This is a genomic window from Rhodococcus sp. PAE-6 (assembly GCF_025290685.1).
Lineage (GTDB): Bacteria > Actinomycetota > Actinomycetes > Mycobacteriales > Mycobacteriaceae > Rhodococcus > Rhodococcus pyridinivorans.
The window spans coordinates 585,908-601,382 of the sequence record NZ_JAOCLZ010000003.1 but is presented as its reverse complement, the minus strand read 5'-3'; the positions used below and the strand labels follow the sequence as shown (position 1 = coordinate 601,382).

Below are 15,475 nucleotides of genomic sequence, written 5' to 3'. Positions count from 1 at the left end.
ACCCCACGTCCTCTTTTCACGCCACACCGTTCGGATGTCTTTGCTGTCGTCGGTGACTCTCTGGTGAGAAAACCTCAATAACTAACCTGTGCAATTTCTGACGCAGGACACTAGATGAGCTTGGCCCAACCACAGGCTACGGAAGACGATCCGTGCGATCCGACCCGAGCACGCCCTACCGTTCCCGTAGACGAAGCCGATCACGAACCGCGCTACGTTATGGAAGCAATTATGCACGGATCTGAGGCCCAGGAGCCAATCCTCTTGTCTGCGCAGCAGCAACGGGAACGCCACTTTATCGATCGCAGCTTCGACGACCAAGGGAGCGCATCGTCTACTCATGCCCGATACGTCGTGGACTCTGGTCCTAGCGGGCGAGAACCAGAGTCCACGCGCGAAGCGCCTACGAACGCAACCGAGTCATATTATCCCGGTACCAAGAGATCGTTGAAGCGATCCCCTCGCGCAAACCGATACGCGGCGACCAGCCAGAAGCTCGCAGCTTCGAGACATCGAGAAGCTTTCGGGGCGTCCCGTCGGGTTTACTGGTATCCCAATCGATCCGACCTACATACCCAACCTCGTCGGCAACGACTTGAGCGATCTCCGCGATCGTATGGTCGACGCCCGTCCCAACATTTACATGCTCGGGTCCGTCGTAATTCTCCATGAGGTGTAAGCACGCTGCCGCCATATCATCGACGTGAAGGAACTCTCGACGTGGTGCCCCCGTGCCCCAATTAGTTACGGATTCGGAACCAGTCAATCGCGCCTCATCGAACCTACGAATCAGCGCTGGCAACACGTGGGATCCCTCAGGCGAGAAGTTGTCTCCTGGACCGTAAAGGTTCGTCGGCATGGCAGAAATCCACGGCATATCGTACTGGCGTCGCACTGCTTGGACATGAAGAATTCCCGCAATCTTCGCAATCGCGTACGCGTCATTCGTAGGCTCTAGATGACCTGTTAGGAGGTACTCTTCCTTTATCGGTTGTGGAGCGAGTTTGGGGTAGATGCACGAGGACCCTAAGAAAAGCAAGCGCTGTGCACCATACTCCCGAGCAGCATCTAGCACGTTCGTCTGGATCCGCAGATTGTCAGACAAGAAATCGACCGGGCGCGTGCTATTCGCAAGAATTCCCCCGACCTTGGCGGCCGCAAGCACGACGTTTAAAGGTCGCTCCGTCGCGAAAAAATTGAAAACCGCGTCACGGTCACGAAGATCAAGCTCGCTTGAGGACCGACCAATAAGCCTACTAAAACCCTCCAATTGGAGAAGCCGCCATACGGCACCGCCGACCAAACCCCGATGGCCAGCAACATAGAACGGGGCGGACCTGTCAAGCGCCTGAGGTTCGAAGATACCTGACATCAGAGGATCTCCCAGTCGGGATGAGCCGGTCGGTCGATCCACGGCCGCCCCTCGTGACCGAGCGCATCGATGTCCGCGTCGACCATAATCCGAGCAAGCTCGGGGGTATGAACCCGCGCTTTCCAGCCCAATTTTTCCTGAGCTCTTGTAGAATCACCAATTAGGGAGTCTACCTCAGTGGGTCTGAGGTACCGCTCATCAAACTTGACGTGCTCTTCCCAGTCCAATCCGGCGTGTTCAAACGCGACCTGGAGGAAGTCTCTTACGGAATAGGCCTGGCCAGTGGCAAGAACAAAGTCGTCCGGTTCGTCTGCCTGAAGCATACGCCACATACCTTCGACATACTCCGGCGCATACCCCCAGTCGCGAACCGCGTCGATATTTCCCATGTAGAGGTGTTTCTCGACGCCAGCTTTAATCCTGGCTACAGCGCGGGTGATTTTCCGAGTGACAAAGGTCTCTCCTCGTCGCGGTGACTCATGGTTGAACAAAATTCCATTAACCGCGAACATATCGTAGGCTTCACGATAGTTCTTTGTAACCCAGTAAGAATACACTTTGGCCGCACCGTAGGGCGACCTCGGGTAAAAGCGCGTATCCTCATTCTGAGGCGGCGGACTTGCTCCAAACATTTCAGAGCTGGACGCCTGGTAATATCGACACTTGACGCCGGCCAATCGCACCGCTTCCAACAATCTGATCGAGCCGATCCCGGTCGTATCGCCAGTGTGTTCCGGCTCGTCAAAGCTCACCCGAACATGAGATTGAGCTCCAAGATTATATACCTCATCAGGGTTAATCGATGATAGTAGCGTGACCAATCGCGCCCCATCGCTTAGATCACCGTAGTGGAGAAACAGCTTTGCATCCGGCTCGTGCGGGTCAACGTACAGATGGTCGATGCGCGAAGTGTTGAAGGACGAGGATCGGCGAATAAGGCCGTGCACTTCGTACCCCTTCGATAACAGCAACTCCGCTAGGTACGATCCGTCCTGCCCAGTGATACCGGTGATCAACGCAACTTTCACAGTCATTTACCTTTCTCGTGGAGATATTCGTATGCGAGCTAAAAGGTCAGATTTGCGATGATTTTTCCAAAATCACCACGGGCCCAAAGGCGTCCGCCCACTCAATCGGGGAGAACGCGCGTCCCACCTGAGCGCAAGACGCCACGAAGGACTGCGCGCACAAAGGTCGCGTTGCCGAACAGATAACGCTTCCACAATCTCTTCGGATCCGACATCAGTCGATATGCCCACTCAAAGCCCGACCGTTGCGCCCACTCAGGCGCTTCTCGGCTTGACCCCGCAGAGAAATCAAATGCCGCCCCGACACCTAAACACGGAAGCTCAAGCATCTGCGACAGACGAAGAGCTACGTAGTCTTGTTTCGGGGTACCTAGACCAACCCAAACGATATCAGCCCCTGATTCTAATACCGCTGCTCGGCACGCCCCCATGAAGTCATCGTCAACCGGCGCGAACGGAGGGGCGTACGAACCAGATACAAGAAGGCCGGGAAAATCCTCCTTCAGACTTCGTTCCAGTTTCGTCAGTGTTTCAGGAGTAGTTCCAAGCAAGAAGTGCCGAAGCCTGTACGGCCGGCCCTTGTCAACCACCTCGCGGAAAAAAGAAGGCCCACGAACCCGTCCCGGCGATTTTACCGAGTTGGCACTCAGTAATCGCATCGCCCAAACCACCGGCATCCCATCCGGGAAGTTAAGCCCCGGCCCGTTCAAGAGTCCGCGATAATCATCGTCGCCTTCAGCGAGGGCCACACAGTATGCATTCGATAAACGAACAGGTAAAACTCCTCCTTTGGTCGCCGCCTCTATTGTCACGCGCACGGCATCGTTCATGGAGACACATTCGAACGGAACTTTCCCCACTTCGATTCGATCGAAAGATCGGTAGTCGTTTTCTGTAGTAATTTTTGCCTCCTGGCTGACCGTCGGGGAGCCGCCGGTATATTTACTTACCAAATTACGCAACATTCAACACGCTCTCGTAGATCTTTAGCAAAGCTTGCCCGCCCCCCTTTGGGGAGTACCGATCGGCCCATATGGATTCAGCCGTGCTCGATTCGTGGCGAAATTGGACTTCCGTCAGGTCCACGATCGCTCTCACGATTGACGAATACGATGCCACCGTGTTCTCTTGTGCCACAAGCGAGAGCCCTAATCCCTGCACGATCTCGGGTAAACCCCCGTAGGATGGAACAATTGGTAGCGCACCAACGCTGATTGCCTCAGCAGCGACTCGGCCGAATGGTTCTTCCCACTGGGACGGGACGACCACAGCTCGGACGCTGGCCATGATCCCGGCGCAGCCCTCGTGGGTCAATTCGCCCTTATAAATGACATTTCTGCACCTATCTGCCACCACACGAACTTTTCCCTCCAGCGGTCCCGATCCGACGATAAAGAAATCGACCTCCGGGTTTTCCTCTGCCACCCTTAGAAAGACGTCAATTCCTTTCTCCTCCGTAAGACGTCCCACAAACGCGCAGCCAGCGCGCTTGCGTTCGCCCGGGGTTATAGCTGGACGCGAAACGATATTTGGCCGGATGTGCAGAGGGACGTCTGAAATACGCGCACTGAGGCGCTGCTGCATCGCTGCGCTGAGAACAATATAAGCCGAGGGTTGAAATTTTTCCGCCGATTTCTTCTCAATGGCGCTGTACACAAGCGCGCCGGCACTCGCGGCAGTGCTATTCCGATAGCATGCGTGTCGCACTCCCGGATACGCTGTTGCACTATCGTTGCAATCGAAGCAGGCTTGGCCGTCCCGGCGGTGATTTGCAGACAGGCAAGTCAATCTATAGTTTCGCAGTGTCCGGACCCAAGGCACCCGTGCACGCCCCACGGCGTTAATAGCGCCCCCTCCCAATCGAGGGAACAAGTTCTGCGCATGCACGATATCAGGTCGAAAACGTTCGATCGCATGCTCCACTTCTCGACGACCACCTCGAAAAACCGTGCGTATCACGTCGATTTTTGACGAGGACCCAGCGCCCAACTGATCATTGGTCACGGTAAATAGGTGTACGTCAACTCCAATCGATCGTAGGGCTTCGGCTTCTGCGCGCACAGAGAAATACTCCCCACCAACTTGCATATAATCGTTATGCAACATGAGAACTCGCATTATTTGACCCCGTATGAATTACGTAACACGGACACCAAGGCCGACTTCGTCCATCCCCGAAAAGTGTGGTCACTGTCCTTGTTGACCGCGTCAAGCACTGCCATCGCTAAACGGTCCGGCAACGAGTCCGTAGGGGAGTGGGGCACCACGTAGGCTTTTGTGCCGGCCACATGGGCGACACCGGACACGTCTAAACAAACCACTGGAACTCCAATCCCAGCCGCCTCAGCGGCGACCCAAGGTGCAGAGTCATGAAAACTCGGCAAAATCAATACATCACTCTGCGCCAGCTCGTGCAGGAATTCATCACGGGCCATACGATCGATATGCCTGACGCGCCGCAGAACGTTCTCCGTCGCATTCTGTTTCAGAAGTTCCCACTCACCGTCTCCGACAACGGAAAACGTCCACTCATCTGGTAGCCGAGAAAAGGCTTGAAATGACAGCGACAAGCCTTTCCAGGCTAAAAGACGACCTGCGAACAACAATCGCTTGCCCTCATTCGAATTCCCCCGCCGGGGTAGGGACGAGTAGGCGATTACCGCATTTGCAGCGAGCTTTACATCGCCCAGCTGCTTGAGCGAACGGACCGAGTCGGGATTGAGCGCCAAAGTTGCGTCTACGCGACCGCGGAGTAACCTGAGAGTGATCTTCCTAAATATCCTCGTCGCCGCCGACCGTACCAAATCGGCTCTTCTTGCCCGAGGAGATAAGAACTTTCGCAATTCTGGCGGCGTATATGTTGAACCGCCCACAGGGCCCCAGACAGACCGGTTCTGACTCTTTCGTGAGACACCTAGAAGAGGCGTAAGAAACCAATCGCTTGCGTAGGTTGCGTGATGAAATACCAATCCGCGCCGGATTTGGCGATCGTAATTGTAAACGAGGCGGATGGCAGACAAAATCCAACCAAAGTACTTTACGTATACCCGACGAGAAGATGAAAAAGCGCCAGCCACGCGGATAACGTTCACGTTCGGACCAAGGACACTACATTCCTCTTCGAGACAACGATTGCATGTTTCCCTTGTGATTAGATCGATCGGCATTCCAAGCTCTGCTACGGCACTTAGGACTGCCCACCCCGCGCCGGGCTCGCTTCCGGAATGCGGGTCGCAGGCATATGCAAGCAGTACGACTTTCTGCGGTCCTCCATTTTCGACAGCCTGCTGAAAATCGCTTAACTTCGCGACTTCTTCAGGCTCTTTACCGTGCCACACTTTGAATGCGCTCCTTGTTCAGATCAATCTCGGATTGAAGATTCTCGCGCAGCGCCGCCACGTTGTTCTTGAGATTGCGACGAATTTCAAGCTCCCGACTCGATAGCACCTCAAACACCTCCACCATCTGGGTAGATGAAACCGCATCGCTCGGAATCGACCATTCCTCCATGCATACAGAGAGGGAGAAATCCAAACACTTTGGCTTGTACATGACGGAAATAAAGGGAACGCCGGCCGCTGCTGCGAGAATACAAAGATGAAGTCGCGGACCAACCACGACATTACATTCCGAGATAGCCCTGACAGTTTCGTCAACAGAGTTTCTGTAATTAAACAACTCTACGTGGGGGTGCTCTCTGACGAAATGCTCGGCCAGCCTTTGGTCTCCGGCCGTCATGGACAAGAGGCGAGACGACACTCCGAGCGCCCGGAGGCGTTCGACAAAGTGTCCAAGTTCAACCACATATCGCGACATTGAGCCGCCCCACGAGTCTTCAACCTGTGCAACATTAATGCCCACCACGTGCTTTTCGCGCTGTGGTACGGGACGGGAAATTGGAACGTTGAGCAAGAGAGCGGGGTCTCCGACCACGCGGGTCTCAACGCCATATTTTTCCAGAATAGCGGCAGATAGCGGGCCTCGTACGCTGACCGAATCAAACCCTTGCAGGCGCGTACTCCAAGCACGCATATGTTCGTCCGAGGTATACACGCGCCGTCCGGTAAAGCTCGGATCTTCGACCCCGACACCAGTTGCAAACTTCAGTGCATCTGGAAAAGTACCTGTGATCCTATCCACCCTCGGAAGCCAATCGTGCCGGCCAACGAGGGTCCCGCCTCCAAGAAGGACGGCCTTGGTCTTAGCAGATGGTCGAGCCAACCGCGCGAAGCGATCCGCAGGATATGGCGCCATAGAACCAAGGCCGCTTCGTCGATGGGCAAGATAGATCGCCTCATCGCCGAGATTCCCTCGTCCGGTCCAACCCAGGTAGGCAACTTCGCGAGGCCGACGATTCATCATTGAGACCGCCCGCAAGTCCACCGCAGCGTTGCGCAATTGAGCAAATCGGTGTTCTAGAAAACCCATCGGTAACTCTCCGGTCGATTGACATAGGAAATCAGGACTCGAGTACCCGAAACCGCGAGGTAGCACAGAGCCGCCACGAATGCTGCTGTCGTTAGATCGTTCAGGAATACCGTTGCCGCCAGCAGCAATCCGCAGTAGAAGACACACACTGCACCCACCATCCAGTTCCTTAACACTCGCGAGTCTATCCACCATCGCGTAGGTATACTTACGACCTGGATTGAGTACATTGAACAGAAATAGAGAGCAAGAGGCCACAGAACGTTTGTTGTTTCGTTCCAATTCTCCCCGAAAACTTTAATTAGCGTAGCGTTCAGTAGGCCCGACGAATAAAATGCTAGGGACACGGTTCCGCATCCGAGTATGGCGAGCCAAATGAGCAGGACCCGGACCGGGATAACTTGTTGAGTCATCTTATCGCGAACAATCCGACCCAACGAGGCCGATAGGGCCTGACTAACCATTCCCGTCGGCGTCCCAATTACCTGGTATACCAGGAGGACACCAACTGCCACACCTGGGGATATAGAGGTTAAGAGGACCGTTGCCGTCGACTGAAGCAGTGCATTGCCGGCAGTTTCGAATCCAAAATTTCGCGCAAAACGCCCGTGAGCGGTGCTAAACCACGACACCCCTGCATTTCTGCACGCACGCAATTGCAAAAAATAGATCGCCGCAAATGCACAGTTGCTGGCGGATGTAACAATGAGAATAGTGATAACAGAGACGCTACCTGATCCTACTAGATAGAAAATACAGCTGAAGGAAAGCTGCGCAGTTGTTGTCCAGCTATGGCGCCGCATCCGGGTGTCGAATCGAGCGCCTGCAAATCTCCAAATATCTATAAATACGGAAGTTGAAACCCATGCAGCAGCAGCGGACGCAATAGACCAGCGCCCTGTCAGCGCGATAGCCAGTAGGAATGAGACAACGAGGTGAAAAAGAGCGGTCCGCCAACTCCAGATCAATATCTGGCGAAGATCGTTTGAAAATATGTTGTCGGAGTACCTTTGAACCCGTGCTACCACAAGGGCCTGGCGCCCCCACGCCATGGATACGGATTGTATAGCGTAGCAGGTTAATATTGCGCTTAGTGCCACCACATCTGCGGTTCGCGAAAGCATGGCCGTTGTGAATAACACGGCTAGGCTGAAACATATCTGGCTATATAGCGGTGCACCAGCGAAATGGACTACTCTTCGAGCGAGCGCAGGAAAGACTTTTCTCTTTACATTACCTGACGGAGCTCGCATCACGAATCTGCATTCTTGCGCGGATCAGCAGGCCGGCGCCAAAGGATCGAATCGTCCCAGGTAGGTTCGGTGTGCTTCGACGAAGAAAATGAAGCGCATATAATCCCAAGCACGAACGTACTATATCCAAATGGGGATTCCATGATGACGCCAACGAGACTCGCGACCAGAACCCCGGAAATTACGCACCACCCGAAAATCTCAAGTTCACTTGCCCGATATGCACGGGCGGCCTGCCATAGCAGCGCACCAAGTGCTAGGAGCACGATCAGGGTGCCGGCTGCCCCCAGCATGGCATACCAACTCACCACAAAATTATGAGGTTGCCGAACCGACGGGTCGCCCGATAAGAACTCGATCGCTCCGCTTCGCTGGATATAGTCGGTTCCAAAACCCAAACCAAGCATTTCGCCGTCTTGATATTCGACATAGCGCATGATTCGGCTCCAGGCTAATGACCGTGCCTCGGAAGTGTTTAACGCGCTTGCATAATCGCTGTTCTCGGAAGGAATGAGCTTTCTGAGGACCTTAGACCATTCCATATTCAGGGTATCTGCCGCGAGCATTACAAGCGAAATGGCAGCGCCGATACAGACAGCAGATATGATGTAAGGACCGTTCTTTCGGGATTGCCAGGGCCGCTGCAAGACCGCATAGACGGCTATCGCTAACAACGCCCCGAGAAATCCTGCTCGGGAACCGTTAGCTAGAATGCACACCGAAGCACCAAGCACCAAAAGCCACCTGGCAGAGACACGCCCAATTCCAAGGACAAAAGCTGCGACGATGGCGAGTCCAGACACCAAAGCGTCAAAGTCATTTCGCGGCAAGAATGCGGGCACGCTTGATATTAGGCCCAAGCTTATTGGCTTCAGTAGACCTAGAGTGATCGGTAAATACCACAATGTGTGAAAAATTAGTGCTCGAAACAGCCACTTACGTACCAATTGGCCGTCCAGAGACCTTATTGCAGAAATAAATATTGGCAATAGAAGGAGGTACACGAAGGTTGCAGCATCACGGAGGACCAGACTTGAGAACGTGCCGGTAATATACAGCGCTACGACGATCACTAGCGCCAAGCATAAGGAATACAAACCAACCAAGCGTCCACGTAAATTGACGTATTGGGTCGAACTCAAGTAAATGGCGACTCCTGCGAGTACCAGCATGTCGGCAATCGATACGCCAGCTAAGGATATACCCAGGTACGAACCCCACCGTCCGCACGCAACGCCAATGAGGAGCCCAAACAGAATGAGCTTCGCTCCAACAAGTGCTGTTCGTGGGCGCGGCTGGTCCATCGAGGAGAAACCGAATACGTCGGCGTCCGATTGTCCGGGCCTCAAATGTTTTTCCCTCCGCGTTGACGGGATCCAAGTACGGACTGCCTGATGATGCCGACGCCGCGCCATACTAGCGCCTCGGCATCGTTATACCGCCAGGAAGGGATCCGTGAGACGGGCGTGAGGGAGGCGAGTTTTGAGAGAAGCGTCTTTCCAATGCCTGCTGCGATCCGAAGGGTGCCAGCGCCCAACAACCACGTCGTCGATTTATCATGGTAAATGGTTAAGGCCAATATCTCGCCGTTGTTCTGAAACCGACGTCTGATGTATTGGCGATTGAGACGGTCGGCAGCAACAAACTCCGCGACGGAAACGCCATTCGACCAAACGATGCGTGCACCATCGCGATGTAACCTCATCGTCCAATCGGTATCTTCACCCCCGGTGAAATTGTACTGTTCATCAAAATTCGGAAGATTTCTCAGGCGACTCGTGTCGAGGAACAAGTTGTTGGAGCTACAAACCTCTAATTCCTGTCCATCTTTCCGGTCAGGGGATGAAAATACGCGCCTTGCGTGAATCCATCCGGCTGCAGGATCTGAGATGATGTACTGGACGGGTCCGGCAATGACATCGGCGTTATACTTCCGCAATTCTGACAAGCCTGTCGCTATCCAGTCTGGATTGACGACTTCGTCGTCATCGACCATTGCGAGTACGCTTGCGTCCAGGTTTTTTATTATGGCGTTTCGCGCGTTGGAGTATCCTCGGTTGGGTTCGTGGACCGTCTCGATTTCTACGTTATCGGGAAGAAAGTAATCCATGTGTCCGTGAACGGAAGCCGTGGTGCCGTTAAAAACGAGAAGTATCTTTACCCTACAATCGGTGCGGGCGGCAGAATTTATTACGCTGTCGATTGTGGCGGACAAGGATTCCCGTCCCATGGTCGGAATCGCCACCATGACGTGATATCGGGGTTTCCCTGTTCCCACCCTGTTCCTCCAGCCAATCGCAGTAATTAGTTCACCATCGAGACAGATTCAACCGACCCGCGACCAAGTCCACGGTACGTCCATTCGTCTTTAAGCCAGTCCGCTGGATTTAGGCAGTTGCGCCCGTCGAGTATGACTTTTTCTCGCACGACACCCCCCAGTGTCCGCGGGTCCAAGTTCTTGAATTCTTCCCACTCTGTAAGGACGAGGACGGCATCCGCTTTATGGCAGGCGTCAAGCGCGGTATCCGCGTATTCAAGGGTGGGAAAGAGTCGCCGTGAGTTTTCGATCGCCTTCGGATCGTAGACAACTACGGAAGCTCCTTGGAGCTGTATCTGTCCAGCGATATTTAGTGCTGGTGAGTCACGAACGTCATCGGAATCGGGTTTGAATGCCGCTCCGAGAACGGCGATTCGCGAGCCCAAAAGGGTGCCTCCGATCGCCTCTGCAGTCAGCTCGACCATCCGCGATCGCCTTCTCATGTTGATCGTGTCGACCTCCCTCAGGAAGGTCAAAGCCTGATCGGCTCCTAGTTCACCGGCACGCGCCATGAAGGCTCGGATATCCTTTGGAAGGCAGCCGCCTCCAAAACCAATGCCCGCGTTAAGGAACCTGCGGCCGATTCGGGCGTCGTACCCGATTGCATCCGCTAGGATTGTGACGTCAGCATTCGCAGCCTCACATACTTCCGCCATTGCGTTAATGAATGAGATCTTCGTGGCGAGAAAAGCATTAGCAGCGGTTTTTACGAGTTCGGAAGTAGCTAGATCCATAACGAGCAGCGGAATATTATTATTCAGCAGCGTCTTGTATACTTTTCGAGTTTCCTCTTCGGCGCGACCGTTCCTGGCCTGGTCGATTCCGAGCACGAGTCGATCTGGCTGGAGGGTGTCTTGTACAGCGTACCCTTCGCGCAGAAATTCTGGGTTCCAAGCGAGTTCTAGTGCGTCGCCAATAGGGGATAATTGGCGAGCTCGTTCACCGAGCCTTGCGGCCGTGCCGACGGGAACTGTTGACTTGCCGAGAATCACTGCAGGGCGCGTGATGAGCGGTGCGAGGTTCTCAATTACTGCCTCTACAGCGGTCAGATCAGCACCAAATTCACCCTTTTTTTGAGGCGTCCCGACACCAATAAAATGCACATCGGCGAAGTCAGCGGCTTCTTGGTACGAACTCGAAAAGCGAAGTCTGCCGTTGTCAAGATTCTTTCGAAGAACTTCTTCCAGACCCGGCTCAAAGAAGGGAACCTGTCCGCTCTCAAGTTTGGCGAGTTTGGAAGGATCGATATCGACTCCAATGACTTCGTGGCCTAGCTCGGCCATACAAGCAGCGTGTGTGGCGCCCAAGTAGCCGGTGCCAAAAACGGCGATACGACAGTTCATTTACGTTGCTCCCACAGGTCGTGTCAATGATTTCAGGCTAGCGATGGGTTCCGTTAGCTCTCGGGGTGCTCAGTAGGCGCCGTCGCTGTCGAGCACTGCCTTGACGGTTTTACCGATGATCAACACATCCGAGACCATCGACCAGTTCTCCACATACGACAGGTCCAGGCGCACCGACTCGTCCCACGACAGATCCGAGCGACCCGACACCTGCCAGAGCCCGGTGACTCCGGGGCGCACCAGCAGGCGGCGCTTGACCCGACCGTCGTAGGCCTCCACCTCACGCCGCAGCGGCGGACGCGGACCCACCACACTCATCTCCCCGCGAATGACGTTGAGGAACTGCGGGAGTTCGTCGATGCTGAACCGCCGCATCACCTTGCCGATACGGGTGACGCGCGGATCGTCCTTCATCTTGAACAACGGGCCCGCGCCCTCGTTCTGCGCCAACAGGGTGTCGACCATCTTGTCGGCATTGGTGACCATCGACCGGAACTTGATCATCCCGAACGGCGTGCCATCGATGCCGATGCGCTCGGCCTTGTAGAAGACCGGACCCCGATCCTCGAGCTTGATCAACAGGGCAACGACCGCGAACACCGGCGCCAACGCCACCAGCGCCGCACCGGCGAAGACCAGATCGAAGATCCGCTTCCCCGACCGCTTCGCCCCGTGATAGCTGGGCTTCTCGACGTGGATGAGCGGCAGACCGGCCACCGGACGCATCTCGATCCGCGGCCCCGCCACATCGACCACACCCGTGGCGACGACCAGGTCGGTGTCGAGCGGCTCGAGCTGCCAGACCAGATCGTGCAAACCGTCGCTGCCCAGGGTCTCGGTGGCGGTGACCACCACCGTGTCCGCCCCCGACAACTTGAGCGCCTCGACCACCGAATGCTCATCACCGTAGATAGTGATCTCCCGGCCGTCGACATCGATCACATCACCCGGCGCCCCCGAATAACGCGGCACACACACACCGACGACGCGATAACCCTCCCCGTCCTTGCGGGAGAAGGTGCTCGCCATGTGCCGCACCGCCCGCGCACCACCCACAACGAGTACCGACGTCTGAAAGTCGCCCCGAGCACGCTTGCGCGCGATCACCTTCCGCCACACCCACCGAGTGAGCAGCAAGCCCGCGAGGCCGACCGGCAACGCAATGGCAAGGAATCCGCGCGCGATCTGCTCGTTGGTGATGAGCGCGATGATGGCGATGGTGCCGAACATGGCGAGCGTCGCCGAAATGACTCGCTGATACTCGTCGTAGCCGGCACCGATCACTCGACGCGACCGGGAGCGAAAGAGTGAGAGAGCGGTCCACCAGAGACCGACGAGACCTGCCGAGATCAGCGTGTAACCTGGCTCCGAAACCGAATCCGTCGTCAGTAGGTCGCTCTGTCCGAAACGTAAGCTGTGTGCCACAACTACGGCAAATACAACGACAATCGCGTCGGACCAGATCACACGGCTGACGTAGAGCTGCTGCCAGTTTCGCCGGTATGCCGACTGTGACGGCTGGCATTGTCCGTGAGCGGAATTAGGGTTGTTCCCCACGAGTGCGTCAGGCGCAATGCGACTCGCCGCCCCGATGGCAGTCATAGACCAACCACCCTCATCGTTGTCTCCTCCCCGAGACATCTCCTGTTCCCTCAAACAAGCAACACCGGACCCGATCCGCGAACCCTCCCCGGTCGCGTGATCTGCCCGTTGCGTGCCCCGTCGGGTTCAGGTCCTCCAGTTGTGCGCGCATCGCGTCCATGCGAAATCGCTCTTTGAGACTGTAACGTTACGTACGAGATATAGCAGCTTGAACCACCGTCCAGTTCTAGGCTCGCTCGGGCGAGCCGCGTGTCGGGCTTCACGTCAAGCAACAGTGCTCCGGAAACAGCCGATCTTGCAATTACCCCTGCTGTCTTGGACTTTCAGCGCATTCTTCGATTCGCGAAGGAAGAAGGCGGCCCTTAGACTGCGCTTACCGACCCCACGCTGCGTGGGATTGATGGTCGGGATCTGTTAGGTGAGATGCATCTCACCATCGTTCAACGTTTTGACCGCGCACACCGGGGTACCCCGGCGCGGTCATGCGCTCGACAGGGGAGGCGAGGGTAGAACCATGCACGAAAAAGTAAGAGTAGGTTTCCGAACAGCTGTGGTGCCGGCAGCAGGCATGGGGACCAGATTCCTACCGGCCACAAAGACTGTGCCGAAGGAACTTCTGCCCGTGGTCGATACGCCGGGTATCGAACTTGTAGCGACGGAAGCCGCCCACTCGGGAGCTCAACGACTACTCATCGTGACGTCCCCCGGAAAGGACGGAGTTGTAGCGCATTTCGTAGACGACTTCGACCTTGAGGAACATCTCGCAGCAAAGGGCAAAGTCAAGCTGCTCGAGAAAGTACGACGCGCACCCAACCTACTCATGGTGGAATCGGTCGTCCAGGAGAAGCCGCTTGGCCTGGGCCACGCTGTCGGCTGCGCAGAAGCCGCGCTGGAGCCGGATGAAGGCGCGATCGCCGTTCTTCTCCCCGACGATCTCGTGCAACCTAGCGGCATCCTGGAAACGATGGCTCGTGTCCGCGCTATCCATGGCGGAAGTGTGCTGTGCGCGATCGATGTCCCGAAGAGCCAAGTGAGTTCGTATGGCGTGTTCGAGGTCGAGGAAGTGCCCAATATCGCGAATCCGGATGTTCTGCGAGTCCGTGGAATGGTGGAGAAGCCGGCGCTTGCCGATGCCCCATCCACACTTGCGGCCGCTGGCCGTTACCTCCTGGACCGTGAGATCTTCGACGCCCTACGTCGAATCAAGCCAGGCACTGGCGGAGAACTCCAACTGACCGACGCGATTGCGCTGATGATTGAGGAAGGTCATCCGGTACACGTCGTCGTGCATCGCGGAACCCGCCACGATCTCGGCAACCCGGGCGGATATCTTCGGGCGGCGGTCGATGCAGCACTCGAAAGCGATGAATACGGCGACGGGCTCCGTAAGTGGCTCCACCAGCGACTGCAACTCGATGATCCCGACGCTAACTGAACAGCGCCTTCGAACGTATAGGACTTAGGTCCTCACCCGCGCGCCGAAAGGCACCGGTTCTGGTTAAACTCTCAAGCGTGTTGCCTCCCCGCAACATGCCGCGCGTCCCGTCTCCCCGGGAGGGCGGTGATTGAAGCCCCGCTGGCTCCTCCCCTTTGCCAGCGGGGCTTGCCGTAATCAGGTAACACCGACCTATCTCTGCGATCCACCTAGCACATTTTCTGGGACGTAGACCGATTGGTAAGTCGGCGCCGAATCTCGAGCTTGGCTTGCCACCACACCCCCGACGAGTACCGCAACCCCAGTTACCAACGCCGCGATCCCAGCGATAAACCACAGGTCAGGAACCTTCCGCTCCTTAAATACAATCCGCTTCGAAGAAGAGCGATCTGCCGATGCTTGCAAGCGCTCTGAACCGCCGCCGTTATTGGAAGACAACGTACGGGCGCGACGACGCGACGTCCCGTCCTCGACGCGCTGGAACTGGACCGTATCGGCCGCTTCGCCGCCCAACAGACGTTCACTCATGGGGACCCCTATCGAAGATGCACTGACACTGCACTGTTCGTGAAGTCCGATTGTCCCGTTACGTAATTTACGAAATCGCCCCGACATTTCATTCGAACGGGGGACAATACGCGCCCGCGACGCGACATAGCGGCCATATATGAAGTTGTTGACGCGTCCAACCTGGGGT

At 55.9% G+C, this 15,475-nt stretch carries 11 protein-coding genes; 1 reads left to right on the top strand and 10 read right to left on the bottom strand.

The genetic code is table 11. The features are described 5' to 3' along the window. Positions 1-403: 403 nt before the first annotated feature. From NVV99_RS10695 to NVV99_RS10650, 10 genes are all read right to left on the bottom strand, one after another. Complete coding sequence (locus NVV99_RS10695) at positions 404-1,372, bottom strand: GDP-L-fucose synthase (RefSeq protein WP_260782870.1); 969 nt, start codon at positions 1,370-1,372, stop codon at positions 404-406. Further along, on the bottom strand, positions 1,372-2,400 hold the full coding sequence (gene gmd / locus NVV99_RS10690; protein WP_174246989.1) for a GDP-mannose 4,6-dehydratase: 1,029 nt from the start codon (positions 2,398-2,400) through the stop codon (positions 1,372-1,374). Before gmd ends, NVV99_RS10695 begins: the two co-directional genes overlap by 1 nt. 101 nt (positions 2,401-2,501) lie before the next feature. Next, positions 2,502-3,365: a WecB/TagA/CpsF family glycosyltransferase gene (locus NVV99_RS10685; RefSeq protein WP_260782869.1), complete on the bottom strand. Its 864-nt coding sequence runs from the start codon at positions 3,363-3,365 to the stop codon at positions 2,502-2,504. Beyond that, entirely contained in the window at positions 3,355-4,488 is a 1,134-nt protein-coding gene (locus NVV99_RS10680; RefSeq protein WP_260782880.1) for a glycosyltransferase, read from the bottom strand. Before NVV99_RS10680 ends, NVV99_RS10685 begins: the two co-directional genes overlap by 11 nt. 29 nt (positions 4,489-4,517) lie before the next feature. After that, on the bottom strand, positions 4,518-5,129 hold the full coding sequence (locus NVV99_RS10675; RefSeq protein ID WP_260782868.1) for a glycosyltransferase: 612 nt from the start codon (positions 5,127-5,129) through the stop codon (positions 4,518-4,520). 595 nt (positions 5,130-5,724) lie between these two features. Further along, the gene (locus tag NVV99_RS10670; RefSeq protein WP_260782867.1) at positions 5,725-6,828 is read right to left on the bottom strand and encodes a polysaccharide pyruvyl transferase family protein; all 1,104 of its coding nucleotides are present in this window, start codon (positions 6,826-6,828) and stop codon (positions 5,725-5,727) included. A 1,252-nt stretch (positions 6,829-8,080) separates the two neighbouring features. After that, positions 8,081-8,923: an O-antigen ligase family protein gene (locus NVV99_RS10665; protein WP_260782866.1), complete on the bottom strand. Its 843-nt coding sequence runs from the start codon at positions 8,921-8,923 to the stop codon at positions 8,081-8,083. 503 nt (positions 8,924-9,426) lie between these two features. After that, positions 9,427-10,359 (bottom strand): glycosyltransferase family 2 protein, encoded by a 933-nt coding sequence (locus tag NVV99_RS10660; RefSeq protein ID WP_260782865.1) that lies wholly within the window; start codon positions 10,357-10,359, stop codon positions 9,427-9,429. A 26-nt stretch (positions 10,360-10,385) separates the two neighbouring features. After that, complete coding sequence (locus NVV99_RS10655) at positions 10,386-11,741, bottom strand: UDP-glucose/GDP-mannose dehydrogenase family protein (protein WP_260782864.1); 1,356 nt, start codon at positions 11,739-11,741, stop codon at positions 10,386-10,388. Between the two features lie 69 nt (positions 11,742-11,810). Next, positions 11,811-13,208 (bottom strand): sugar transferase, encoded by a 1,398-nt coding sequence (locus tag NVV99_RS10650; RefSeq protein WP_260782863.1) that lies wholly within the window; start codon positions 13,206-13,208, stop codon positions 11,811-11,813. Between the two features lie 649 nt (positions 13,209-13,857). Here NVV99_RS10650 and NVV99_RS10645 point away from each other — a divergent pair. Beyond that, positions 13,858-14,778: a UTP--glucose-1-phosphate uridylyltransferase gene (locus NVV99_RS10645; protein WP_260782862.1), complete on the top strand. Its 921-nt coding sequence runs from the start codon at positions 13,858-13,860 to the stop codon at positions 14,776-14,778. The last annotated feature ends 697 nt before the right edge of the window (positions 14,779-15,475 follow it).